At 70.7% G+C, this 24,694-nt stretch carries 24 protein-coding genes and 1 pseudogene; 14 read left to right on the top strand and 11 right to left on the bottom strand.

The annotated features are described in order from the left end of the window. Positions 1–86: 86 nt before the first annotated feature. Positions 87–1,625, top strand: a complete 1,539-nt coding sequence (gene hutH / locus IE255_RS08975) for a histidine ammonia-lyase (RefSeq protein WP_190050088.1) — start codon at positions 87–89, stop codon at positions 1,623–1,625. 78 nt (positions 1,626–1,703) lie between these two features. On the opposite strand, the gene IE255_RS08970 is transcribed toward hutH, so the two are convergent. After that, complete coding sequence (locus IE255_RS08970) at positions 1,704–2,018, bottom strand: hypothetical protein (RefSeq protein ID WP_190049651.1); 315 nt, start codon at positions 2,016–2,018, stop codon at positions 1,704–1,706. Between the two features lie 148 nt (positions 2,019–2,166). On the opposite strand from IE255_RS08970, the gene IE255_RS08965 reads away from it, so the two are divergent. The 4 genes and pseudogenes from IE255_RS08965 to IE255_RS39085 form a co-directional block, all read left to right on the top strand. Next, positions 2,167–2,466 carry a hypothetical protein gene (locus IE255_RS08965; RefSeq protein ID WP_229906329.1) on the top strand — a complete coding sequence of 100 codons (300 nt, stop codon included), beginning with the start codon at positions 2,167–2,169 and terminating at the stop codon, positions 2,464–2,466. Between the two features lie 266 nt (positions 2,467–2,732). After that, a complete protein-coding gene (locus IE255_RS08960) occupies positions 2,733–3,983 on the top strand; it encodes a L,D-transpeptidase (protein ID WP_190049649.1) in 1,251 nt (416 codons plus the stop codon). A gap of 346 nt (positions 3,984–4,329) precedes the next feature. Beyond that, the gene (locus IE255_RS08955) at positions 4,330–7,644 is read left to right on the top strand and encodes a S8 family serine peptidase (protein ID WP_190050087.1); all 3,315 of its coding nucleotides are present in this window, start codon (positions 4,330–4,332) and stop codon (positions 7,642–7,644) included. Positions 7,645–7,798: 154 nt separating this feature from the next. Further along, positions 7,799–7,969, top strand: a pseudogene (locus tag IE255_RS39085) (antibiotic biosynthesis monooxygenase); the annotation flags it as partial. A gap of 20 nt (positions 7,970–7,989) precedes the next feature. Here the strand turns inward: IE255_RS39085 and IE255_RS08950 are convergent. Next, entirely contained in the window at positions 7,990–8,907 is a 918-nt protein-coding gene (locus IE255_RS08950; protein ID WP_190049648.1) for a helix-turn-helix domain-containing protein, read from the bottom strand. Positions 8,908–9,088: 181 nt separating this feature from the next. On the opposite strand from IE255_RS08950, the gene IE255_RS08945 reads away from it, so the two are divergent. From IE255_RS08945 to IE255_RS08935, 3 genes are all read left to right on the top strand, one after another. Then, positions 9,089–10,129 carry an NAD(P)-dependent alcohol dehydrogenase gene (locus IE255_RS08945; RefSeq protein WP_190049647.1) on the top strand — a complete coding sequence of 347 codons (1,041 nt, stop codon included), beginning with the start codon at positions 9,089–9,091 and terminating at the stop codon, positions 10,127–10,129. 105 nt (positions 10,130–10,234) lie between these two features. Then, positions 10,235–10,618 (top strand): VOC family protein, encoded by a 384-nt coding sequence (locus IE255_RS08940; RefSeq protein ID WP_190049646.1) that lies wholly within the window; start codon positions 10,235–10,237, stop codon positions 10,616–10,618. Positions 10,619–10,732: 114 nt separating this feature from the next. Next, a complete protein-coding gene (locus tag IE255_RS08935) occupies positions 10,733–11,494 on the top strand; it encodes an SDR family oxidoreductase (RefSeq protein ID WP_190049645.1) in 762 nt (253 codons plus the stop codon). A 3-nt stretch (positions 11,495–11,497) separates the two neighbouring features. On the opposite strand, the gene IE255_RS08930 is transcribed toward IE255_RS08935, so the two are convergent. The 4 genes from IE255_RS08930 to IE255_RS08915 all read right to left on the bottom strand — a co-directional run bounded on the left by IE255_RS08930 (position 11,498) and on the right by IE255_RS08915 (position 15,836). Then, positions 11,498–12,445, bottom strand: coding sequence for a DUF5829 family protein (locus tag IE255_RS08930; RefSeq protein ID WP_229906328.1), 948 nt, complete (start codon positions 12,443–12,445; stop codon positions 11,498–11,500). A 319-nt stretch (positions 12,446–12,764) separates the two neighbouring features. Further along, on the bottom strand, positions 12,765–13,898 hold the full coding sequence (locus IE255_RS08925; RefSeq protein WP_190049644.1) for an AI-2E family transporter: 1,134 nt from the start codon (positions 13,896–13,898) through the stop codon (positions 12,765–12,767). Between the two features lie 58 nt (positions 13,899–13,956). Further along, on the bottom strand, positions 13,957–14,625 hold the full coding sequence (gene msrA / locus IE255_RS08920) for a peptide-methionine (S)-S-oxide reductase MsrA (protein WP_190049643.1): 669 nt from the start codon (positions 14,623–14,625) through the stop codon (positions 13,957–13,959). Between the two features lie 92 nt (positions 14,626–14,717). After that, complete coding sequence (locus tag IE255_RS08915) at positions 14,718–15,836, bottom strand: hypothetical protein (protein WP_190049642.1); 1,119 nt, start codon at positions 15,834–15,836, stop codon at positions 14,718–14,720. 163 nt (positions 15,837–15,999) lie between these two features. Here IE255_RS08915 and IE255_RS08910 point away from each other — a divergent pair, with 163 nt between their 5' ends. After that, positions 16,000–17,154 carry a cystathionine gamma-synthase gene (locus IE255_RS08910; RefSeq protein WP_190049641.1) on the top strand — a complete coding sequence of 385 codons (1,155 nt, stop codon included), beginning with the start codon at positions 16,000–16,002 and terminating at the stop codon, positions 17,152–17,154. Positions 17,155–17,179: 25 nt separating this feature from the next. On the opposite strand, the gene IE255_RS08905 is transcribed toward IE255_RS08910, so the two are convergent. The 3 genes from IE255_RS08905 to IE255_RS08895 form a co-directional block, all read right to left on the bottom strand. Beyond that, entirely contained in the window at positions 17,180–17,428 is a 249-nt protein-coding gene (locus IE255_RS08905; RefSeq protein WP_190049640.1) for a hypothetical protein, read from the bottom strand. A 190-nt stretch (positions 17,429–17,618) separates the two neighbouring features. Then, the gene (locus tag IE255_RS08900; protein ID WP_190049639.1) at positions 17,619–18,122 is read right to left on the bottom strand and encodes a sigma factor-like helix-turn-helix DNA-binding protein; all 504 of its coding nucleotides are present in this window, start codon (positions 18,120–18,122) and stop codon (positions 17,619–17,621) included. Positions 18,123–18,313: 191 nt separating this feature from the next. Further along, positions 18,314–18,820, bottom strand: a complete 507-nt coding sequence (locus IE255_RS08895) for a MarR family winged helix-turn-helix transcriptional regulator (protein ID WP_031119764.1) — start codon at positions 18,818–18,820, stop codon at positions 18,314–18,316. A 163-nt stretch (positions 18,821–18,983) separates the two neighbouring features. Here IE255_RS08895 and ilvA point away from each other — a divergent pair, with 163 nt between their 5' ends. From ilvA to IE255_RS08880, 3 genes are all read left to right on the top strand, one after another. Further along, the gene (ilvA, locus tag IE255_RS08890) at positions 18,984–20,213 is read left to right on the top strand and encodes a threonine ammonia-lyase (RefSeq protein ID WP_190049638.1); all 1,230 of its coding nucleotides are present in this window, start codon (positions 18,984–18,986) and stop codon (positions 20,211–20,213) included. A 151-nt stretch (positions 20,214–20,364) separates the two neighbouring features. Further along, positions 20,365–21,342: an ATP-binding cassette domain-containing protein gene (locus IE255_RS08885; protein ID WP_190049637.1), complete on the top strand. Its 978-nt coding sequence runs from the start codon at positions 20,365–20,367 to the stop codon at positions 21,340–21,342. Continuing rightward, entirely contained in the window at positions 21,339–22,139 is an 801-nt protein-coding gene (locus IE255_RS08880; protein ID WP_190049636.1) for an ABC transporter permease, read from the top strand. Before IE255_RS08885 ends, IE255_RS08880 begins: the two co-directional genes overlap by 4 nt. A 96-nt stretch (positions 22,140–22,235) precedes the next feature. On the opposite strand, the gene greA is transcribed toward IE255_RS08880, so the two are convergent. Together greA and IE255_RS08870 are read right to left on the bottom strand one after the other, a co-directional pair. After that, positions 22,236–22,733 (bottom strand): transcription elongation factor GreA, encoded by a 498-nt coding sequence (gene greA, locus IE255_RS08875; protein ID WP_031119760.1) that lies wholly within the window; start codon positions 22,731–22,733, stop codon positions 22,236–22,238. A gap of 179 nt (positions 22,734–22,912) precedes the next feature. Then, a complete protein-coding gene (locus IE255_RS08870) occupies positions 22,913–23,311 on the bottom strand; it encodes a DUF4307 domain-containing protein (protein ID WP_190049635.1) in 399 nt (132 codons plus the stop codon). Between the two features lie 149 nt (positions 23,312–23,460). Here IE255_RS08870 and mca point away from each other — a divergent pair, with 149 nt between their 5' ends. Together mca and IE255_RS08860 are read left to right on the top strand one after the other, a co-directional pair. Beyond that, a complete protein-coding gene (gene mca / locus IE255_RS08865) occupies positions 23,461–24,342 on the top strand; it encodes a mycothiol conjugate amidase Mca (protein WP_190049634.1) in 882 nt (293 codons plus the stop codon). Next, the gene (locus IE255_RS08860) at positions 24,335–24,631 is read left to right on the top strand and encodes a hypothetical protein (protein ID WP_190049633.1); all 297 of its coding nucleotides are present in this window, start codon (positions 24,335–24,337) and stop codon (positions 24,629–24,631) included. The genes mca and IE255_RS08860 overlap by 8 nt, the downstream gene beginning before the upstream one ends. The last annotated feature ends 63 nt before the right edge of the window (positions 24,632–24,694 follow it).

Genomic DNA, 24,694 nt, shown 5'->3' with positions numbered 1-24,694 from the left:
GGGCGGTGTGACGCATCAGTAAGGGGTGAACCCCGCCCCCAGTGGTGACATCATCGAATTCACTGCGTACGCTCCTGAATATGGATATGCACACTGTGGTGGTGGGGACGTCAGGGGTGACCGCGTCCGACGTGCTCGCCGTGGCACGCGCCGGTGCCCGCGTCGAGCTCTCCGAGGAGGCCGTGGCCGCCCTCGCCGCGGCCCGCGAGATCGTGGACGCGCTGGCGGCCAAGCCGGACCCCGTGTACGGCGTGAGCACCGGCTTCGGGGCGCTGGCGACCCGGCACATCAGCCCGGACCTGCGCGCGCAGCTCCAGCGCAACATCGTCCGCTCGCACGCCGCCGGGATGGGCCCGCGGGTGGAGCGGGAGGTCGTCCGCGCCCTGATGTTCCTGCGGCTGAAGACCGTCTGCTCGGGGCACACCGGCGTCCGGCCCGAGGTCGCGCGGACCATGGCGGACCTCCTCAACGCCGGTATCACCCCGGTCGTGCACGAGTACGGCAGCCTCGGCTGCTCCGGCGACCTCGCGCCGCTGTCCCACTGCGCGCTGACGCTCATGGGGGAGGGGGACGCAGAGGGCCCCGACGGCGTCGTACGCCCGGCCGCCGAACTGCTCGCCGCGCACGGCATCCGGCCGGTCGAACTGCGCGAGAAGGAAGGCCTCGCCCTCCTCAACGGTACCGACGGCATGCTCGGCATGCTGGTCATGGCCCTGGCCGACCTGGAGACCCTGTACCGGTCCGCCGACGTCACGGCCGCCCTGTCGCTGGAGGCCCTGCTCGGCACCGACAAGGTTCTCGCACCCGAGCTGCACGCCATCCGGCCGCACCCGGGGCAGGCCGCCAGCGCCGCCAACATGCTGGCCGTGCTGAAGGGCTCGGGCCTGACCGGGCATCACCAGGACGACGCGCCGCGCGTGCAGGACGCCTACTCGGTGCGCTGCGCGCCGCAGGTCGCCGGGGCAGGGCGGGACACCATGGCCCACGCCCGGCTGGTCGCCGACCGCGAACTGGCCTCCGCGGTGGACAACCCGGTCGTGCTGCCCGACGGGCGTGTGGAGTCCAACGGCAACTTCCACGGGGCGCCGGTCGCCTACGTCCTGGACTTCCTCGCCATCGCCGCCGCCGACCTCGGCTCCATCGCCGAGCGGCGCACCGACCGGCTGCTCGACAAGAACCGCAGCCACGGCCTGCCGCCGTTCCTCGCCGACGACGCCGGTGTGGACTCGGGCCTGATGATCGCTCAGTACACGCAGGCCGCGCTGGTGAGCGAGCTGAAGCGGCTCGCCGTACCGGCGTCCGCCGACTCGATCCCGTCCTCCGCGATGCAGGAGGACCACGTCTCGATGGGCTGGTCGGCGGCGCGCAAGCTGCGCACGGCCGTCGACAACCTCACCCGGGTCCTGGCCGTCGAGCTGTACGCCGCCACGCGCGCGATCGAACTGCGCGAGGGGCTGACCCCGGCGCCCGCGACGCGGGCGGTCATCGACGCCCTGCGGGAAGCGGGAGTCCAGGGCCCGGGGCCCGACCGGTTCCTGGCGCCCGACCTGGCCGCGGCGGACGCGTTCGTGCGGGACGGGCGGCTGCTGGCCGCGGTGGAGTCGGTCACCGGGCCGCTCCAGTAGGACGACCGGCCGCTCCAGCAGGACGGCCGCCCGGACGGAAGGGGCTCTGCCGGTCGGCAGGGCCCCTCTCAAGTGCGGTCAGAAACCGAGCCGTTCCCGGCGGACCGAGTACACGACGAACCCGGCCCCCAGCGTCAGGCAGAAGGTCCCGCCGAGCACGTACGGCGTGCTGTCGAAGCTGCCGGTGTCGGCCAGCCGGGTGCCGGTGACGGAGGCGTCCGCGGTGGTGGCGGCGATCCGGGCCTGCTCCGTGACCTGCGGCGACGGGCTCGCCGCGACCGCGTCTCTCACCGGCGAGTCCGACGTCGCGTTGGCGGACGGGACGAACCACAGGGCGCCCAGCAGGGACGCCGCGGCGGTGGCGGTCAGCAACGGACGGCGAGCGGATGACACGGAATATCGATCCCCTTGTGGCGCTGGCGAATTGGCCGTGTGGGGCGATGTTAGTGAAAGGCGCGGGTCACGGGAAAGTCACGGGCGCTTCTGGCCTTACGCTCCCGCCATGAGCACTCCAGAGACATCACGTTTTGTACGGGTTCGGGTGGAACTTGTTCTCGAGGTCGAGGACGCCGACGCGGTCACGAAGTCCGCGCTGCGCCGTCTCGCCGACGACGCCGGGCTGCCCGAGGCGGAACGGGCCCACGCCGAGGGCGCTGTGACGGAAGACACCGCGGAGGCCCTCGCCTACCTCGTCGACCCGTTCGACCTGGTCAGCCAGGTGCCGGGGGTGGAGCTCCAGCAGGCCTCGTGGAGCAGCGAGCGGATCGAGTACGACCCCGATTCGCCGGATTGGGACCTGGACGAGGATGATGTCGTCGACGACGAGGACGGCGACCGCTGAGACTGCTGGGGAAATTGGTGCCCCGGGCGGCAACCGCCGTCCGGGGTCTTCGCGTCTCAGGGGGCGCACGACCGCAGTCGCGTCGTCCGGCACCGTCCGCCACGGACGTGGTGATCCCCACACCTGCGTCACCTGGGGAACCGGACGAACCGGTCGTAGCGTTGAAAGTTCTCGACGAGGACTCACGAGTCCTGACGGGGGCACTTGGATTTTCGACGGGAACATTCGGGGTTTTGGGGAAATCGGCAACGATGGAGAAGCGTGTGATGACGGTCAGTAAGCGGCGCAAGGGCCTGACGGTCGCGTCCGCACTGCTCGGCGGAGTGCTGGTGCTCTCGGCGTGTTCCGGCGGCGACGACAGCGCCGCGGGTGGCGACGGCGGCGACAGCTCCCAGTCGAAGGTCGACGAGGCGGCGGCCAAGAAGACCTCCGAGGCCCAGATCAAGATCACGCCGGAGGACGGCTCCGACAACGCCTCCATCAACAACTCCGCCGCCGTCACGGTGAGCAAGGGCACGCTCACGAGCGTGAAGATGACCACCTCCGACGGCACGGAGGTCAGCGGCCAGATATCCGCCGACAAGACCAGCTGGAAGCCCAGCACGCAGCTGGAGCGCTCCACCACCTACAAGCTGTCGGCGGAGGCGAAGGACTCCGACGGGCGCGTCGCCCACGAGAACGCCTCCTTCACCACGGTCTCCCCGGCCAACAGCTTCATCGGCAACTTCACCCCGGACGACGGCACCACCGTCGGTGTCGGCATGCCGGTCTCGATCAACTTCGACAAGGCGATCACCAACAAGGCGGCCGTCCAGAAGGGCATCACGGTCAGCACGACCAGCGGCCAGGAGGTCGCCTGCCACTGGTTCAACGCCAACCGCATGGACTGCCGGCCCGAGGACTACTGGAAGGAAGGCTCCACCGTCACGCTGAAGCTCGCGCTCGACGGTGTCGAGGGCGCCGAGGGCGTCTACGGCGTCCAGCAGAAGACGGTCACCTTCAAGATCGGCCGCAACCAGGTCTCGTACGTCGACGCGAAGACCAAGCAGATGAAGATCACGCAGGACGGCAAGACCGTCCGCACGATCCCGATCTCCGCCGGCTCGCCGGAGAACAAGACGTACCAGGGCATCATGGTGATGTCCGAGAAGTTCAAGGAGACGCGCATGAACGGCGCGACCGTGGGCTTCACGGACGACGACGGCAAGGGCGAGTACGACATCAAGGACGTGCCGCACGCCATCCGCCTCTCCAGCTCCGGCACGTTCATCCACGGCAACTACTGGGGCCCGAAGTCCATCTTCGGCAACGCGAACACGAGCCACGGCTGCGTCGGCCTCCAGGACGCCAAGGGCGCCGACGACCCGAACACGCCGGGCGCGTGGTTCTACAACAACTCGATGATCGGTGACGTGGTGGTCGTCGAGAACACCGGCGACAAGACCATCGCGCCGGACAACGGCCTCAACGGCTGGAACATGAGCTGGGCCGACTGGAAGGCCGGCTCGGAGCTCTGACGGTTCCTCAGCTCCCCGTAGGAAGACCGCCGCCCGCCCCGAAAGGGACGGGCGGCGGTCTCGTCTGCTCACCCGCCTCTCGTGTGCGGGCTCTTCGCACAACAGCCACATCACTGTCAAGGTGAACACGCGTGCGTAATCGTCCAACCCTGTAACGGAGTTCCGGCAGCCGTGTAACAGTCAGCCGACGGATTTCTTAGCCTCTTCTCATCTATTGAGCAGCTGATCACCCCTCGGCATACTGCGTATTCCGGGGGGTGTACGAGCATGCGTACGAGACCACCCCCGGCCGGGTGAACGGGGAATTCGCCCGGTACTTCTGCAAGGGGGAAACTTGCGCAGACAAGTGAAAAGGGCGTACGCGGCCACGGTCGCCACAGCGGCAGCCGTCGCCCTCGCAGCGGGTATGACCAGCCCGGCGTCGGCCAACGGCGAGCAGACCGCCGCCGCGTCCAAGCCGGCTTCGCTCACCGCCAAGCACCACATCACGCTGATCACCGGTGACCGGGTCGCCCTGGACGCCAAGGGCCGTGTCATCGGTCTGGAGCGGGCCAAGGGCCGTGAGGACATACCCGTCCAGGTCCGCAAGCTCGACGGCCACACCCTCGTGATCCCGGCCGACGCGGCCCGGCTGGTCGCCACCGGCAAGCTCGACCAGCGGCTCTTCGACGTCACCGAGCTCAACAAGTCCGCGACCCGCAAGGCCCAGAAGAAGGGCCTGAAGGTCATCGTCGGCTACCAGGGCAGCGCCGCGGCCGCCAAGGCCGACGTCCGCGACGCGGGCACGCTGAGCCACTCGCTCAAGTCCCTGAACGCGGACGCCGTGCAGGCGCCGCAGCAGGACACGCCCGAGCTGTGGGACGCGGTCACCAACGGCGACAAGACCGCCTCCGGTATCGCGCACGTCTGGCTCGACGGCGTCCGCAAGGCCAGCCTCGACAAGTCCGTCCCGCAGATCGGCGCCCCCAAGGCGTGGTCGGCCGGCTACGACGGCAAGGGCGTCAAGATCGCCGTCCTGGACACCGGTGTCGACGCCACCCACGACGACCTCAAGGGCCAGGTCGTCGGCGCCAAGAACTTCACCACCTCGCCCGACGCCACCGACAAGGTCGGCCACGGCACGCACGTCGCCTCCATCGCGGCCGGCACCGGCAAGAAGTCCGGCGGCAAGTACAAGGGCGTCGCGCCCGGCGCGAAGGTCCTCAACGGCAAGGTGCTCGACGACAGCGGATTCGGCAGCGACTCCGAGATCCTCGCCGGCATGGAGTGGGCCGCCGCCGAGGGCGCCGATGTCATCAACATGAGCCTGGGCGGCGGCGACACGCCCGCGATCGACCCGCTGGAAGCGGCGGTGAACAAGCTGTCCGAGGAGAAGGGCGTCCTGTTCGCCATCGCGGCCGGCAACGAGGGCGACTTCGGCGACCAGACCATCGGCTCCCCGGGCAGCGCCGCAGCGGCCCTGACCGTCGGCGCGGTCGACGACAAGGACGTGCTGGCGGACTTCTCCAGCCGCGGCCCCGGCATGGACGGCGCCCTCAAGCCCGACGTGACCGCGCCCGGCGTGGACATCACCGCGGCCTCCGCCCCCGGCAACCAGATAGCCGACGAGGTCGGCGAGAAGCCGGCCGGCTACATGACGATCTCCGGTACGTCGATGGCGACGCCGCATGTCGCGGGCGCGGCGGCGATCCTGAAGCAGCAGCACCCCGAGTGGAAGTACGCCGAGCTGAAGGGTGCCCTCACCGGCTCCACGAAGGGCGGCAAGTACACGCCGTTCCAGCAGGGTTCGGGCCGTATCCAGGTCGACAAGGCCATCACGCAGTCCGTGATCGCCGAGCCGTCGTCCGTGAGCTTCGGCATCCAGCAGTGGCCGCACACCGACGACAAGCCGGTCACCAAGGAGCTGACGTACCGCAACCTCGGTACGAAGGACGTCACGCTGAAGCTGGCGGCGACCGCCACCAACCCGAAGGGCCAGGCCGCCCCGGCCGGCTTCTTCAAGCTCGGGGCCACCTCGGTGACCGTCCCGGCCGGCGGCAAGGCCTCCGTCCCGTTCACGGTCGACACCAAGCTGGGCGGCACCGTCGACGGCGCCTACTCGTCGTACGTGACGGCGACGGGCGGCGGCCAGACGATCCGCACCGCCGCCGCGGTGCAGCGCGAGGTCGAGTCGTACGACGTCACGCTGAACGTCCTGGACCGTGACGGCAAGCCGGCGAAGAACTACAGCTCCGACCTGACCGGCATCGCGGGCCTGGGCAAGGGCAAGGGGGCCATGCCGTACGACGCGGACGGCACGGTCACCGCGCGGCTGCCCAAGGGCACCTACATCCTCAACACGCACGTCTACGCGGGCGACGACCCGGAGAAGTTCGAGGGCGTCGACTGGCTCGCGCAGCCCAAGCTGAACGTCACCAAGAACACGACGGTCACGCTGGACGCCCGCAAGGCCAAGGCGGTGGACATCACCGTCCCGGCCACGGGCACCAAGTCGGAGTTCGCCTCCGCCGACTACACCGTGGAGGCCGGTGACTCCAGCTACGGCTTCGGCTGGTGGCTGGACTCCTTCGCCGACATCCGCACCGCCCACGTCGGCCCGCAGATCACCGACGGTTCGGTGACCCAGCAGTGGGACGGCCACTGGAGCAAGGGCGACAAGGAGGAGTACAACACCGTCGCCGGCGGCCCGGTCAAGCAGCTCGCCACCGGTTTCACCAAGCACTACAAGGCCGGTGAGCTGGCCACGGTGAAGGTCGGCCTCGGTGCCGCGGCGAGCGGCAAGAAGGGCGCGATCAACGCGGTGGGCTGGATGCCGTGGAGCAACAGCGCCTCCTCGATCGGCATCCAGCAGACCCTGCCCGGCACCCGGACGCTGCACCTGTCCGCCCTGGGCGGTGTGGAGTGGCAGCTCGAGTTCGCCCAGTACGGCGGGGTGGACGCGGACGGCTTCCCGGTCGACGAGGCCGCCTACTCGATGGGCCAGCAGAAGTACGCGGCCGGCAAGAGCTACTCCAAGACCGTCAACACGGCCGTCTTCGGACCGCGGCTCAACGCCGACTTCGGCATCTTCCGCGAGGGCAACGAGATCTACGGTTCCCTGCCGCTGTTCGCCGACGGCAAGGGCAACGTGGGCTACTCGCAGTTCACGTCGGCGGCCACGACCCTGTACCGCAACGGCAAGAAGGTCGGCAGCAACGACGACCCGCTGTTCGGCGAGAAGCCGTTCACGGTCCCGGCCGGTGACGCCGAGTACAAGCTGACGACGTCGGTCAAGCGCAGCGTCAAGGTCGCGGCGGCCTCCACCCGCATCGACGCCAGCTGGACGTTCCGCTCGAAGAAGACCGCCGACCTCAAGCAGCTGCCCGCCTCCACGGCCCGCTTCAACGCGGCCACGGGTCTGGACAGCAAGGTCGCGGCCGGCAAGACGGTCAGCATCCCGGTCACCGTCGAGGGCGCGGCCAAGGGCAGCAACCTGAAGTCGCTGTCGGTGTACGTGTCGTACGACTACGGCAAGACCTGGAAGAAGCTCACCGTCACCAAGGGCAAGGTCAGCTTCAAGAACCCGGCGAAGGGGAAGGCCATCTCCTTCCACGCCAAGATCGCCGACAAGAAGGGCAACAAGTCGACGATCTCGATCTACAACGCGTACTACGGCAAGTGATCCGTAGCGCCCGTTAGCGAACCGCCCGCCGGAAGAGAAGCTTCCGGCGGGCGGTTCGTGCTTCTGTGGGCCCATGACGGCCCACACACTGCGTCGACTACGAGGTGCTGAAGGACGACCTCCTGGCACCGGTGTTCGCGGGGCTCGGCCCCGAGCGGACGAGGCGGGCCTGCCCACCGACGCGGAGTTCCGCTCGGCGTTCCTGGCGTACGTGGAGTGGGGGACCCGACTCGCCGTCCACTTCTCGAGCCCGGGCGCGAAGCCTCCGGCGGAGCAGGCGGTGCCCACGTGGACGTGGGGCGCGGCTCCGCCGTACCAGGGGTGAGCGGCGGGCGGCGGAGTCTGTCAGGCCGGCGGGGCGGATGACGCCCCGGTGCCCGAGCGCAGCGCGTCCGCCCCCCAGCTCGCCAGCAGCCGCAGGGCCTCCGCCGATGGGGAGTCCGGCTCCGCGTGGTACGTGATCAGGGACTGCTCGGCATCGTCGACCAGGCGGAACGTCTCGAAGGACAGGGTCAGGTCGCCGACCAGGGGGTGGCGCAGGCGTTTGACGCCGTAGCTCTTCTCCTTGACGTCGTGCGCGGCCCACAGCCGGCGGAACTCCTCGCTCTTCACGGAGAGTTCGCCCACCAGGGCGGACAGCTGCGGGTCGTCCGGATGGCAGCCCGCGTCCATGCGCAGATAGCCGACGATGTCGGAGGCCTTCCGGTCCCACTCGACGAACAGCTCGCGGTACTCGGGCCTGAGGAACACCAGCCGCGCCCAGTTGCGCTCCTGGGCCGGCAGCTCCGCCCAGTCGCCGAAGAGGGCCGCGGCCATCCGGTTCCAGGCCAGGACGTCCGAGCGGCGCCCGACGACGTACGCCGGGACGCTGTCGATCGAGTCCAGCAGATGCCGCAGCGCCGGCCGCACCTGTTGGCTGCGCGCCACCGACTTCTTCTTGTGCTGCTTCGGCTTCGCCAGGTGCATCAGATGCGCGTGCTCGGCGCCGGACAGCCGCAGGGCGCGCGCGATGGCGTCCAGCACCTCCGCCGAGACGTTGCGCCCGTTGCCCTGCTCCAGCCGTGTGTAGTACGCCACGGACACCCCGGCCAGCTGCGCCAGCTCCTCGCGGCGCAGTCCCGGCACGCGCCGCCGCCCGAAGTCGGGCAGCCCCACGTCCTCCGGCTTCAGCCGGGCCCGCCGGGTGCGCAGGAACTCGCTGAGCTCGGCACGCGGATCCAGGCCGCCACCGGCTGTCCGTGCGGGTTCGGGCTGTACGTCCATGCCCTCCAGTATTCACGGTCGTACGCACACGAGCCTGACCCCGCCAGTGGTACGCACGCTGTGCGTACGCAGAACCGTGGTCTGGGTGAGCGCCCGGACATCCCGCACGCTGGTGATCGTGCCCGGTCAGAACATCCCGAAGGCAGCCGGGCACGAAGACCCTGCTAGGAGAACCCCCGGCATGACCACTGTTGCTGCGTACGCCGCCCCCGCGCCCAAGGCTCCGCTGGAGCGCACCACCATCGAGCGCCGCCAGGTCGGCGAGTTCGACGTCCTGATCGACATCAAGTTCGCCGGCATCTGCCACTCCGACATCCACCAGGCCCGCGAGGGCTGGGGCGAGGCGATCTTCCCGATGGTCCCCGGCCACGAGATCGCCGGTGTCGTCTCCGAGGTCGGTCCGGGCGTCACGAAGTTCGCCGTCGGCGACCGCGTGGGCGTCGGCTGCATGGTCGACTCCTGCCGCGAGTGCGAGAACTGCAAGGCCGGCCGCGAGCAGTACTGCGTCCAGGGCAACGTCCCGACCTACAACGGCATCGGCAAGGACGGCGAGCCCACCTACGGCGGCTACTCGCAGAAGGTCGTCGTCGACGAGAACTTCGTCGTCCGCATCCCCGACGGCCTCTCCCTCGACGTCGCCGCGCCGCTGCTGTGCGCCGGCATCACCCTCTACTCGCCGCTCAGGCGCTTCGGCGCCGGCCCCGGCAAGAAGGTCGCGATCGTCGGCCTGGGCGGCCTCGGCCACATGGGCGTGAAGATCGCGCACGCGCTCGGCGCCGAGGTGACCGTGCTGTCGCAGTCCCTGCGCAAGCAGGAGGACGGCCTGAAGCTGGGCGCCGACCACTACTACGCCACCAGCGACCCGAAGACCTTCGAGGAGCTGGCCGGCACCTTCGACCTGATCGTCTCCACGGTCTCGGCCCCGCTGGACTTCGGCGCCTACCTGTCACTGCTGAAGACCGAGGGCACGCTGGCCAACGTCGGCGCCCCCGAGGAGCCGATCTCCCTCAACCTCTTCTCGGTGATCGGCGGCGGCAAGACCCTCGCCGGTTCCATGATCGGCGGCATCGCGGAGACCCAGGAGATGCTGGACTTCTGCGCCGAGCACGGCCTCGGCGCCGAGATCGAGCTGATCCGCGGCGACCAGATCAACGAGGCGTACGAGCGGGTGCTCGCCAGTGACGTGCGGTACCGGTTCGTGATCGACACGGCGACGATCTGATCCGTATCCCCGGTGAGGGCCCCGGCCGTGTGCCGGGGCCCTCGGCGTCGTCCGGGCGGCCACCGCCGGTACGGCCGTATCGTGGGTCGGGAGGGGAGGCCCACCATGACCGTGCAGCTGAACCACACCATCGTCGCCGCGCACGACAAGCGCGCCTCGGCCCGGTTCCTCGCCGACATCCTGGGGCTCGACGTGAGCCCGCCCTACGGACCGTTCCTCCCGGTCGAGATCTCCAACGGCGTGACGCTCGACTTCATGGACAGCCCCGGCGCCATCACGCCGCAGCACTACGCCTTCCTCGTCTCGGAGGAGGAGTTCGACGAGATCTTCGCCCGCATCCAGGAGGCCGGTCTGACGTACTGGGCGGACCCGTTCCACAGCCGTCCCGGCGAGATCAACCACAACGACGGCGGCCGCGGCGCGTACTTCGACGACCCCGACGGCCACCGCCTGGAGATCATCACGAGGCCGTACGGCAGCGGCGGCTGATCCCTCACGCCCCGCTCGTCGAACCTTCGTGCCCCCGGCTCGTCACACCTTCGCGCCGCTGCCCGTCATACCGGCGAAGGCGACATCACAAGGCGAAGAGCCGGGGAGCGAGTCATGACATCACCGATCCTGGTCACCGGCGGCACGGGCACCCTGGGCGGCCACGTCGTCCCCCTGCTGCGCGCGTCCGGCCACGAGGTGCGGATCCTCAGCCGGAGCCCGCGCCCGGCCGCGGACGGCATCGCGTACGTCACCGGCGACCTGCTGAAGGACGAGGGCGTGGCGGCCGCCGTCGAGGGCGCGGAGACCGTGCTGCACCTCGCGGGCGGCCCCAAGGGCGACGACGAGGCGACCCGCACCCTGGTGCGCGCCGCGTCCCGGGCCGGCGTACGGCACCTGGTCTACATCTCGGTCATCGGCGCGGACCGGGTCCCGCTGGCCTGGATGCGCACGAAGCTGGAGTCGGAGCGGGCCGTCGCGGAATCGGGCATCCCGTGGACGACCCTGCGCGCCGCCCAGTTCCACGACCTCACGCTGACCATGGTCGAGAAGCTGGCGAAGCTGCCGGTGTTCCCGGTCCCCGGCGGTCTCCGGCTCCAGCCGGTGGACTCCCGCGAGGTCGCGGCCCGCCTCGCGGAGCTGGCCCTCGGCGCCCCGGCCGGCCTGGTCCCGGACCTGACCGGCCCGCACGTCCACGACCTCGCCGCCCTGGCCCGCCCCTACCTCCGCCTGCGCGGCAGGCGCCGCCCCATGCTGCCCGTCCGTATCCCAGGGAAGGCGGGGCGGGCGTACCGGGCCGGGGCGAACCTGACGCTGGAGGGGGCCGAGGCGGGGAAGCGGACCTGGGAGGAGTTCCTGGCGGAGAGGCTCGGCTAGGCCTTACCCGGAGGCGCTCGGCCGGTCCTGGCCCCCGAAGGTCCACACCGCGCGGGACCCCGGGCCGACGACGAGGTCCGAGTGGCCGATCCGCTCCACGTGCCGGTCCGGCACCGGCCGGTTCAGCACCATCTCGACCTGCTGCAGACCCACCTGGTCGACGGGCACGGCGTCGAAGCGCAGTGTGGTGCCACCGCCCTTCGCGAGGACGCCTCCGCCCGGCAGCGAACGGACGGCGAACCCGCCGGCCTTCAGCAACGGCACCGTGTTGGCGAGGTCCCGCGCGGTCACCGCGAGGCGGATGCCGGTCACGTCCCGCATCAGGTGGTCGCGGTAGGCGTCGGACAGGTAGCGCTCCCGGCCCACGTCACCGGGGTGTGCGGCGGGCTCGGTGTTGCTGCGCGGGTCGGCGAAGTACTCCGGCCGGTACTCCATGCCCCAGGCGCCGAACCGGTCGTACTGGCCGGTGGTGAAGACGGCGTCGAACCACGGCACGGGGGCGCCGTCACCGAAGTCGCGCGTCTGCCGGAACTCGATCGGGTCGGTGACGCCCTGCTGCCGCAGGCGCTCGGTCACCGCGGCCAGGTCCCCGGCCCGCTCGGTCGACACGCCCAGGCCGGCGGAGCCGAGGGTGCCGTCCTGGCCGGGCAGATCGCCCACGCCGAACAGTTCGACGTAGGTCTCGCGGCCCATCAGATAGCGGCCGGTCCAGGTCTGCCCGCCGGAGCCGGTCGTGGTGCGGACCTGGAAGTTCGCGAAGTCGCGCAGGTAGGAGGAGTGCTCGATGGCGTCGGCGGTCTCGCGGTCGAGCACGCCGTAGGCGTGGTTGTAGAACAGCAGCTGCCGTCCGTCCGCCGGCCCGCGCTCCCCGGCGTGAGCTGTGCCCTGGACCGCCCCCGCGAGGGCCAGGGCGACGACCATGATCACCTGTAACGCTCGGCTGAGAACCATGGGAGGGAGCGTATGGCGGGAGGAACCGCTTCCGCCGGGGTTATGGGTCTTTGCGGGCAGGGGTGGGTTACGGGGCTTTGCCGGGCAGCAGGGGGTACGGGGCTTTGCCTGCCGGCAGGGGTTACGGGTCTTTGCGGGTAGGAGGCTGCGCGGCGGCCACGGCCCGCGGCGGATCCGGCGCACGGGCGACGCGGCGACGACACGGCGCCCCGCGACCTGGGCGGGGCGCCGTGACTTGGGGGGTGCGCGACCTAGGAGGCCCGGCGACCTGGGCGGTGTCCCGCGGCCTGGGCGGGGGTGCCGTTCGTGCGCCGGTTTCTTACGACGGGACCGGGGCGCCGGTGGCCGGCTCGTCGGGGCCCGGATCACCGGGGCCCGGTTCCTCGGGTCGCGGGACGACGAGTTGCTCGCGCACGTAATTCCAGACCACGGCGATCAGCGCGGCGACGGGTACGGCGAGCAGGCTGCCCACGATGCCGGCGAGACTGCCGCCCAGCGTCACCGCCAGCAGCACCACGGCCGCGTGGAGGCCGAGCCCCCGGCTCTGGATCATGGGCTGGAAGACGTTCCCCTCAAGTTGCTGCACCACGACGATGATGGCCAGCACGAGCAGCGCGTCCGTCAGGCCGTTGGAGACCAGCGCGATGAGGACCGCGACGAAGCCGGCGAACAGCGCGCCGATGATCGGCACGAACGCGGAGACGAAGGTCAGCACCGCCAGGGGAAGCACCAGCGGTACCCCCAGGACCCACAGCCCCAGGCCGATCAGCACGGCGTCCAGCAGGCCGACAGCCGCCTGGGAACGCACGAAGGCACCCAGCGTGGCCCAGCCGCGCGCGAACACGGTCGGGACGTCGGTGGCGAGCCGGCCGGGCAGCTGACGGCCGAGCCAGGGCAGGAACCGCGGGCCGTCCTTGAGGAAGAAGAACATCAGGAAGAGGGCCAGGACGGCGGTGACGACGCCGTTCACCACGGTGCTCACGCCCGTGACGACCGCGCCCACCATGCTGCCCAGGCCCTCCTGAGCGCGGGAGACCGCGCTGTCGAAGGCCTTGTTGATCTGCGCGTCCCCGATGTTCAACGGCGGCCCGGCGGCCCACTCGCGCAGCCGCTGGATGCCCTCCACCACCCCGTCGGTCAGCTCACCCGACTGGGACGCCACCGGCACGGCGATCAACGCCACGACGCCCACGGCGACCAGCAGGAACAGCACCGTCACCACCGACGCGGCGAGCGCGGGCGGCCACCCGCGACGCCGCAGGAACCGGGCCAGCGGCCAGGTCAGCGTGGTCAGCAGCAGCCCGACCACGAGCGGCCACACCACGGACCACATCCGGCCCAACAACCACAGAGCAACGGCCAGTCCGGCCAACACCAGCAGCAACTCGGCCGAAACGCGCGCGGATACACGCAGCGCGGCACGGGATCTGGAGGAACTCAGGGGCGCAGTCACGGAGGCACCCTATTGGGTGCTCAAGCCGTGCCGGACACCCTGGTGCCGCTGCCGGCCCTCAGCCGTCGGCCCTGGCCACGCCGATCGGGCACGACACGCCCGTCCCGCCGATGCCGCAGTAGCCCGCCGGGTTCTTGTCCAGGTACTGCTGGTGGTAGCCCTCCGCCGGGTAGAAGGGGCGGCCCTGTGCCGGGACGATCTCCGTGGTGATGTCGCCGTAGCCGGAGGACGCGAGGACCTTCTGGTACGCCGCGCGGGAGGACTTGGCGGTGGCTTCCTGCTCGGGGGTGTGGGTGTAGATCGCCGAGCGGTACTGCGTGCCCACGTCGTTGCCCTGGCGGAAGCCCTGCGTGGGGTCGTGGGACTCCCAGAACGTCTTCAGGAGGCGCTCGTAGGAGATCTGCCGCGGGTCGAAGACCACGCGCACGACCTCCGTGTGGCCGGTCAGGCCCGAGCAGACCTCCTCGTACGTGGGGTTCTCGGTGTGGCCGCCCTGGTAGCCGACCAGGGTCGTCCACACACCGGCCGGAAGCTGCCAGAACTTGCGCTCGGCGCCCCAGAAGCAGCCCAGGCCGAAGTCGGCGGTCTCCAGGCCCTCGGGGTAGGGGCCGAGCAGCGGGTTGCCGAGGACGGTGTGGCGGTCGGGGACCGTGAACGCCGGCTCCGGGCGGCCGGGAAGCGCCTGCTCGGGGGTCGGCAGCTGGGGCGTACGGCTGTGCAGGAACATGCGGTCTCCAATCGGGGCGACGCCCCCTTCAACGCGGCGCGACCTCCCGGAATTCCGGTACGGGCCCCGCCCTGGCCCGCCCGGGGCGCGCCTCAGTGGGGCAGGCTCGCCGGGCTGCCGCCGTTCGCCTCGTAGCCCGCCACCGCTAGCGCCCGGTACACCGCGAACTCCGCCGCCGGGTCGGCCGACAGGGTCCAGGGCAGGGCGCCCACGTGGCCGTCGATGTGTATCAGCTGGTTCATGGCCTCGGACCAGCGCTCGCCGCGGACCAGGAAGAAGACCAGCATGTGCCGCACATGCGCCAGCATCGGGTCGTCGGGGCGGGCCGAGTGCACCGCGTGCAGTGCGCCGTGCACCGCCTTCGTGACGACCTCGCTCTGCCAGAAGCTGCTGACCAGGGTCACCTCGGGGAGGTGCTCGAACACCGCGAAGAGCGGCATCGCCGCCAGGAGGGAGCCCTGGGGGGCCCGGGCCGCCGCGGCCTCCGCGAACGAATAGGCCAGGTCACGCGAGCCGTGCCACTTCTCGCACCAGTAGTGCAGCGCGGCCAGGTGCGCCCCCATGTGGTTCGGGGCGCGGTCCAGGATCTTCAGCCAGAGCTGCTCGAAGTCCTTCTGGGAATAGCCCAGCCCGCGGGCCACCGACAGCTCCACGATGTACGGGATCGGGTCCCCGGGGGCCAGCAGCGCCGCCTCGCCGCACGCCGCCTTCGCCTCCTCCATGATGATCCGGAACTCGTCCGTCCCGGGCGTCGCCGTCCGCCACGCCTGCTGCACCAGGAACTCGGCGTGCACCGCCGCGCCGCCCGCGTCCTTGGGCGCCTCGGCCCGCCACACCCGCAGCCACTGCCCGCCCGGTGCCTCGCTCACCCCGCCGGGTCGCTGCGAGAGCTCCAGCGAGGCCGCGCCCGCGAAGGCCTGCACCCGCTGCCAGCGCCGCTCGCCCTCCGTCTCCGTGCCCGCGAGGAGCTGCCGGGCCGCGCGGTAGTCCTGCGTGCGCTGCACCACGTCCAGGACGTCCAGCAGGTCCTGATCGGGTCCGGGCATGCGGATGTCGAGCTCCTCCTCGCGGACGAAGCCGTAGTTCGCCGGGTCCGCGGCGTCCGGGTGGTCGGGCGAGACCAGCCCGACCGCACCGCGCCTGCGCCGCATGAAGGGGAGCAGCACGAAGCCCAGCATGACCAGTGCGATCAGGACCCAGAGAATCTCCATGCCACAAGCGAACCAGACCACGCCGACAATTGGCCAACCTGCTCCGCGAACCTGTGGAAAACCTGGCCGCGCGACCCCCGCCGCCCTGTGGAAAACCCGTCCCGGAGCCCCGGCCGCCTCGTAGTCCGGCACTCTTCGCGTCGGCGCACTACCCTCGGTGCCCATGAGCGACAGGCACATCAGTCAGCACTTCGAGACGCTCGCGATCCACGCGGGCAACACCGCCGACCCCCTGACGGGCGCGGTCGTCCCGCCGATCTACCAGGTCTCGACCTACAAGCAGGACGGCGTCGGCGGCCTGCGCGGCGGCTACGAGTACAGCCGCAGCGCCAATCCGACCAGGAGCGCGCTGGAGGAGAACCTCGCCGCCCTGGAGGGCGGCCGCCGCGGCCTCGCGTTCGCGTCCGGACTGGCGGCCGAGGACTGCCTGTTGCGGACGCTGCTCAGCCCCGGCGACCACGTCGTCATCCCCAACGACGCCTATGGCGGCACGTTCCGCCTGTTCGCCAAGGTCGTCGCCCGCTGGGGCGTGGAGTGGTCGGTCGCCGACACGAGCGACCCGGCCGCCGTACGGGCCGCCCTCACCCCGAAGACCAAGGTCGTGTGGGTGGAGACCCCGTCCAACCCGCTGCTCGGCGTCACCGACATCGCCGCCGTCGCTCAGGTCGCCCGGGACGCCGGCGCCCGACTCGTCGTCGACAACACCTTCGCCACGCCCTACCTCCAGCAGCCGCTCGCGCTCGGCGCGGACATCGTCGTGCACTCGCTGACCAAGTACATGGGCGGCCACTCGGACGTCGTCGGCGGCGCCCTGGTCACCAGCGACGTCGACCTGGGCGAGGAGCTGGCCTTCCACCAGAACGCGATGGGCGCCGTCGCCGGGCCGTTCGACTCCTGGCTGGTGCTGCGCGGCACCAAGACGCTCGCGGTGCGCATGGACCGGCACAGCGAGAACGCCGCCAAGGTCGCCGACATGCTCACCCGGCACGCGCGCGTGACGAGCGTGCTGTACCCGGGCCTGCCGGAGCACCCCGGCCACGAGGTCGCCGCCAAGCAGATGAAGTCCTTCGGCGGCATGGTCTCGTTCCGGGTCGAGGGCGGCGAGGGGGCGGCCGTCGAGGTCTGCAACCGCGCCAAGGTGTTCACGCTGGGCGAGTCCCTGGGCGGTGTCGAGTCGCTGATCGAGCACCCGGGCCGTATGACCCACGCCTCCGCGGCCGGCTCGGCCCTGGAGGTCCCGGCCGACCTGGTGCGCCTCTCCGTCGGCATCGAGAACGCCGACGACCTGCTGGAAGACCTTCAGCAGGCGCTCGGCTAGGCGACGGGGGCGGGCCCTCGCGGGGTCACCAGCCGGTGAGGGGTGGAGTCGTGTCCGACGGCGGCTCCACCCACGGGCGGGCCGTCAGCGCCCACACCGTGAACGCCACGGCCGCGGCGAACAGCAGCAGCCACAGCGCGCGGCGGGCGAGCGTCCGGCGCCGCAGCATGCGCCCGCCCCGGCGCACCGCCTCCGCGTGGATCTCGGGCGGCACGGGCCGCGGCGCCTGCTCCAGCAGCCGCCGCACGGCCGCCTCGCGGTCGGTTCCCCTCATCCCCGTCCCCGCTCGTCGGAAGGGCTTGCGACGGGAGGCCTCACGTCGGGACGGCTCACGTCGGGAGGCCTCACGTCGGGACGGCTTGCGACGAGAGGCCTCACGTCGGGACGGCTTGCGTCGGGACGGCGCTCGTCGGAATGGCTCTCGCCGGGTGGGCTCATGACGGGTGGGCTCTCGCCGGGTGGGTTCATGACGGCACCGCCTTCGCGGCCGGCACCGCCGGTGCCGGGCCCCGAGGCCGGTGCAGCAGGGTCGACGTCGCCCGGTGGCAGATCGCCCGTACGCGCTCCGTGGACAGGCCGAGCAGGGCCGCCGTCTGCTCCTCGGCGACGCCCTCGTGGAGCCTGAGCACCAGGATCAGCCGCTCCTGCGGGGTGAGCGGGGCCAGGGGACTGCCGGGGTGCGGGCGGGAGCGGCCGAGAGCGCCGTAGTGGTGCCAGGCGCCGCGCGCGAAGCGGGTGGCCAGGTCCTGGCGGGTGCGGTCGTACGGATCCTCGCCGCGCAGCCGGTCCCAGCACGCGTACGTGCGGGCCAGCGACAGCGTCAGCAGGCGCCGCGCGCGGGGGTTGTCGTCCGGGGCCTCCGCGGTGAGCAGGGTGGCGGCGTGCAGCAGCCGCCCGGCCGCGCCCGCGACGAACGCCTCAAACTCCCGGGCCCGCCGGACTGCCTGGGACGCATGCCGTTGTCGCACCGCGCCTCCCGCCTGAGGGCGACCCTGAGGATGCGGGCCCGGCCGCGTGCGACGGGGACCCGGTCTCATATCAGGCCAGCAGCGCCCCCGCGGTCAAGAGCCGCGCACGGCCCGGCCGCTCGTCACGCGCGCGTGGATCATGGACTCCGGGCGGTGTCGGCGTCCGCCCCTCCGTGATCCCGTACGGCTGATCAGGACGGCGACTGCGCCTCCGGCCCCGGCACCCCCTGCGCCGCCATCCGGGAGGACAGCGCGGTGTTGAAGCGGGTGAGGAGCGAGCAGAACGCCTCGCGCTCCTCCGGCTCCCAGTCGTGGGTCAGCTCGGCCATCAACTGCCGCCGCGACGAGCGGACTTCCTCCAGGCGCGCCTGCCCGCGCGGGGACAGCTGGAGCACCACCGCGCGCCCGTCCTCGGGGTGCGAGGTGCGCTTGACCAGACCGGTGTCGACGAGCGGAGCCACCTGCCGGGTGACCGTCGACGAGTCGATCCCCATGCTCGCGGCGAGCGCCTTGACGCCCATCGGCCCTTCCTTGTCGAGCCGGTTGAGCAGCAGGTACGCGGCGCGGTCCATGGAGTTGCGCACCTGCCCGACCCCGCCGAGCCGGGTCTGTTCGGCACGGCGGGCGAACAGCGCCACCTCGTGCTGGAGCGTGTCGAGAAGACCGGTGTCACCGACGGTCGTCATGTCCATCGACATTTCAGGTGTTGTGGGCATGGCCGGGGGCTCACTTCGTGGAGGGCTGGCTGATTGGGGGACAGGGTACGCGGCCGGAAGGCGGGTCGTACCGGCGCTGCGCAAAGCGGGTCTCGGAGGTTGGTCACAACGGCCGTTCCCGCCCGTGAACTGCGATGCTGGAGTCATGAGCTACAGCACGGCTGACTCCTTGCAGCCCGTCACCCTCGACGATGTGCGCGGCGCCCAGAAGATGCTCTCGGGCGTGGCGCGGGTGACCGCGATGGAGAGCAGCAGGCACCTGTCCCAGCTGGTCGGCGCGCCGGTGCACCTCAAGTGCGAGAACCTCCAGCGGACGGGCTCGTTCAAGCTGCGCGGCGCGTACGTCCGGATCGCCGGCCTGCTGCCCGAGGAGCGCGCCGCCGGTGTGGTCGCCGCGAGCGCCGGCAACCACGCGCAGGGCGTCGCCCTGGCGTCCTCGCTGCTCGGCGTGCGCTCCACGGTGTTCATGCCGAAGGGCGCCCCGCTGCCCAAGGTCAGCGCCACCCGGGACTACGGGGCCGAGGTGCGGCTGCACGGCCAGGTCGTCGACGAGACGCTGGCCGCCGCGCAGGAGTACGCGGCCGAGACGGGCGCGGTGTTCATCCACCCCTTCGACCATCCCGACATCATCGCGGGCCAGGGCACGGTGGGCCTGGAGATCCTGGAGCAGTGCCCCGAGGTCCGCACGATCGTGGTCGGCATCGGCGGCGGCGGGCTGGCCGCCGGGATCGCGGTGGCGGTGAAGGACCTGCGGCCGGACCTCAGGATCGTCGGCGTGCAGGCGGCCGGGGCGGCGGCCTATCCGCCCTCGCTGGCGGCGGGGCGGCCGGTGACGGTCGGGAACCCGGCGACGATGGCCGACGGCATCAAGGTCGGACGGCCGGGCGACGTGCCCTTCGGGCTCATCGGCCGGCTGGTCGACGAGGTGCGCACGGTGAGCGAGGACGAGCTGTCCGCCGCGCTGCTGCTGTGCCTGGAGCGGGCCAAGCTGGTCGTCGAGCCGGCCGGGGCGAGCCCGGTCGCGGCGCTGCTGAGCGCGCCCGGCTCCTTCGAGGGCCCGGTCGTGGCGGTGCTGTCCGGCGGCAACGTCGACCCGGTGCTGATGCAGCGGGTCCTGCGGCACGGCATGGCCGCGCAGGGCCGTTACCTGGCGGTTCGCCTCCGGCTGACCGACCGGCCCGGCGCTCTCGCCACTCTCCTGGGCGTGTTGTCAGTGGTCGACGCTAACGTCCTCGATGTGAGCCATGTACGGACCGACCCACGGCTCGGGCTCACGGAGGCGGAGGTCGAGCTGCACCTGGAGACGAAGGGCCCGGCGCACTGCGCCGAGGTGGGTCAGGCGCTGCGCGAGGCGTGCTACACGGTCATGGACTGACCTGGCTGCCGAGCCGGTCAAGATCGCCTTCGTCCCTCGTAACGGACATGGACGGGGCCCATTGAGAAACGCGATACATCGCGTTATGGTGTGTCTGTGAGAAGCCTCACCGGGCATCTGTCCGGCCAGTCACCAAGACGTGGGGATTCATATGCCAAGCGCCATTTATGCCGAAGGTCTGGTCAAGAGCTTCGGTGACGTACGGGCCTTGGACGGCGTCGACCTCGACGTGCCCGAGGGCACCGTCCTGGGCTTGCTCGGGCCGAACGGCGCGGGCAAGACGACCACCGTCCGCTGCCTGACGACCCTGCTGCGCCCCGACCGCGGACGGGCGGTCGTCGCGGGCATCGACGTGCTCAAGCAGCCCGACGCCGTCCGCCGCTCCATCGGCCTGTCCGGCCAGTTCGCGGCCGTCGACGAATACCTGACCGGCCGCGAGAACCTCCAGATGGTCGGGCAGCTCTACCAGATGCGGGCGAAGGCGGCGAAGGAGCGCGCGGCCGAGCTGCTGGAGCAGTTCCACCTCACGGACGCCGCCGACCGCCCCACCAAGACCTACTCGGGCGGCATGCGCCGCCGCCTCGACCTCGCGGCGGCCCTCGTCGTCTCACCGCCCGTGATGTTCATGGACGAGCCGACGACCGGCCTCGACCCGCGCAACCGCCAGCAGCTGTGGGAGGTCATCAAGCAACTGGTCTCCGGCGGCACGACGCTGCTGCTGACCACGCAGTACCTGGAGGAGGCCGACCACCTGGCGCACGAGATCGCGGTGGTCGACCACGGCAGGGTCATCGCCCAGGGCACCTCCGACCAGCTCAAGGCCCGCACCGGTGGCGAGCGCGTCGAGGTCGTGGTCCACGAGCGCGAGCACATCCAGGCCGCCGCCGAGGTCCTCACCGGCTTCGGCAAGGGCGAGGTCACGGTCGAGGACCACATGCGCAAGCTCACCGCACCCGTGACCGGCGGCGCCAAGCTCCTCGCCGAGGTCATCCGCGAGCTGGACACCCGCGGCATCGAGATCGACGACATCGGCCTGCGCCGGCCGACCCTCGACGACGTCTTCCTGTCCCTGACGGGACACGTGGCCGAGGTCAAGGACGAGGAGAACGGCAAGGGGGCCGTCCAGTGAGCGCCATCAGCGATTCCGCGGTCATCGCCCGCAGGAACTTGATCCGCATGGGCCGGATCCCCGAGATGCTCATCTTCGGACTCATCCAGCCGATCATGTTCGTGGTGCTGTTCACCTACGTGTTCGGCGGCTCGATCCAGGTCGGCTCGTCCAACTCGACCCAGGCGTACCGCGAGTTCCTGATGGCCGGCATCTTCGCCCAGACCGTCACCTTCGCCACCGCGGGCGCGGGTGCGGGCATCGCCGACGACATGCACAAGGGACTCATCGACCGCTTCCGCTCGCTGCCGATGGCGCGGGGCGCGGTCCTGACCGGCCGGACCATCGCCGACCTGGTGCAGACGGCGCTCACCCTCGTCGTCCTGGCGGTCGTCGCGGTGATCGTCGGCTGGCGTACGCACGAGAACTTCGGCAAGGTCCTCGCCGGATTCGCCCTGCTCCTGCTCTTCGGGTACGCGTTCTCGTGGATCGGCGCGCTCATCGGACTGTCCGTGCGCACTCCGGAGGCGGCGACCTCGGGCGGACTGATCTGGCTGTTTCCGCTGACCTTCATCTCGAACGCGTTCGTGGACGCGAACCTGATGCCGTCCTTCCTGCGGCACATCGCGGAGTGGAACCCCTTCAGCGCCGTCGTACAGGCGTGCCGCGAGTTGTTCGGCAACCTTCCGCCGGGCTTCGAGACGCCCGACGCCTGGCCCATGCAGCACCCCGTGTGGGCCTCGCTGATCTGGTCGGTCGTGATCATCCTGGTGTTCCGCACGCTCGCGGTCCGCAAGTACCGCCGGGCGACCGGCTGACGGCTGTGGCTCAGGAGGCCGCGTGGTCCGCGACGGTATGACGATGCCCCCGGCGCCGCAGCGGTGCCGGGGGCAGGTCGAAGGTCGGTCGGGTGCTCAGCCCTCGTACGGCTCGGCCTTCAGGATCTTCACCGAGGCCTTCTTGCCGTTCGGCAGCTCGTACTCCGCGTCCTCGCCGACCTTGTGGCCGATCACGCCGGTGCCCAGCGGGGACTGCGGGGAGTACGTCTCGATGTCGGCGCTCGCGTACTCGCGCGAGGCGAGCAGGAACGTCAGCGTGTCGTCCTCGTCACCGTCGAACGCGATCGTGACGACCATGCCGGGCGCCACGGCGCCGTCCGCCGCGGGCGCCTCACCGACCTTGGCGTTCTCGAGGAGCTGGGTGAGCTGGCGCACACGGAGTTCCTGCTTGCCCTGCTCCTCCTTGGCCGCGTGGTACCCGCCGTTCTCACGCAGGTCGCCCTCCTCGCGCGCCGCGGCGATCTTCGCGGAGATCTCCGCCCGCGCGGGACCAGTAAGGTACTCAAGCTCAGCCTTGAGCTTGTTGTACGCCTCCTGGGTCAGCCAGGTGACGTTCTCGCTGGTCTGGGTCACAGGTGCTCCTCGTAGGTACTGGGAATACAAAGCATCGCCCTACCCAGAAGCATGTTCCTTCACGGATGGGCGAAACCACGAGCCTAACAATTCAGGGGCAGAAGGGGGAGGACATAAGCCACCAGATTCACGTCAACGCAGGTCAGGCGCTACGTATTCCAGGTGACGCCCGGTTGTCGTCAGTCGGCGTGGCAGCCCAGCAGCTCGGCCGTGGTCCCCTCGGAGGTCGTACGCAGCGTGACGACCTTGTCGATGCGGGTGGCGTCCCCGTCGAAGCGGAAGTCGGCCCGGCCCACCTCGGCGCCGTTCTCGGCCTGCGAGCGCACGGTGCAGTAGCCGTCGGCGCCGGCGTCCTTGCGGACCTCCAGGTGCACCCGCACGGACTCCTTGCCCGGCTCGAAGCTGATCACCTCGGCGCTGATCTTGCTCTGGGCGACGTAGTGGTAGCCGAACCAGCCGACGAGCCCCAGCAGCGCCACGGCGAGGACGGTGCCGACGGCCTTGAGCTTGCGGTCGGCGCGCTCGTCCGAGGAACGGCCGTAACGGCCCTCGGGCAGTCGCGTGCTCGCCGTGCTCATGATCGTCCTCCATGCGGGGGCCGGGACGAACCTCCCGGAAGGGCCCCGGGATACCCGGTCCCGGAATTATTCGCCCCCCGATTCGGTCACTATAGAAGCCGCTGATTGCGCCGACGCACACAGGGCGCCGACTTACTGAGGATTGAGTCTTGACTGACCAGTTGCGACTGATGGCCGTTCATGCCCACCCCGACGACGAGTCGAGCAAGGGCGCGGCGACCATGGCGAAGTACGTGTCCGAGGGGGTGGACGTGCTGGTCGTGACCTGCACGGGCGGGGAACGCGGCTCCATCCTCAACCCGAAGCTGCAGGGCGACAAGTACATCGAGGAGCACATCCACGAGGTACGCAAGAAGGAGATGGACGAGGCCCGGGAGATCCTCGGGGTCAAGCAGGAGTGGCTCGGCTTCGTCGACTCGGGCCTGCCCGAGGGCGACCCGTTGCCGCCGCTGCCGGAGGGCTGCTTCGCCCTGGAGGACGTCGACCACGCCGCCGGTGAGCTGGTGCGGAAGATCCGCTCCTTCCGTCCCCAGGTGATCACCACCTACGACGAGAACGGCGGCTACCCGCACCCCGACCACATCATGACCCACAAGATCTCGATGGTGGCGTTCGAGGGGGCGGCGGACACCGAGAAGTACCGGGAGGCCGAGTACGGCCCCGCCTACCAGCCGCAGAAGCTCTACTACAACCAGGGCTTCAACCGCCCGCGCACCGAGGCCCTGCACCAGGCGATGCTCGACCGCGGCATGGAGTCCCCCTACGGGGAGTGGCTCAAGCGCTGGGAGGAGTTCGGCATGAAGCAGCGCACGCTCACCACGCACATCCCGTGCGCCGACTTCTACGAGATCCGCGACAAGGCGCTGATCGCGCACGCCACGCAGATCGACCCGGACGGCGGCTGGTTCAAGGTGCCGATGGAGATCCAGAAGGAGGTCTGGCCGACGGAGGAGTACGAGCTGGCGAAGTCCCTCGTCGATACCTCCCTCCCCGAGGACGACCTCTTCGCGGGCGTCCGCGACAATGCCTGACATGAGCGCAAGCGCAAGCCTGGCAATGACGCACCTCGTCTCCTTCGCCAAGGAGGTCGACGAGGACAAGGTCACCCCCGGCGTCCTCGGCTTCATCGTCTTCGCGGCGATGGCCCTGGCGGTGTGGGCCCTGATGAAGTCCATGAGCCGGCACATGAACCGGGTCGACTTCACGGAGGTCCCGGACCCGAAGGAGACGTCCGAGGCGGAGCCGTCCCGGACGGGGTCCCCGGACACAGAGGGCACCGCGGACGCCGCGCCCTCGGGCCAGGGCAAGAAGCAAGGCTGACGCTCCCGCGCCAGGGGCGAACCCGTCGGCGGCCCGCACCGCCGCCGACGGGTGCCCGCGTGT

Origin of the sequence: Streptomyces lomondensis, from assembly GCF_014651035.1 — a bacterium.
Taxonomy (GTDB): Bacteria; Actinomycetota; Actinomycetes; order Streptomycetales; family Streptomycetaceae; genus Streptomyces; species Streptomyces lomondensis.
Note: the sequence above shows the minus strand (reverse complement) of the source record. Positions and strands in the feature narration are given on the sequence as shown.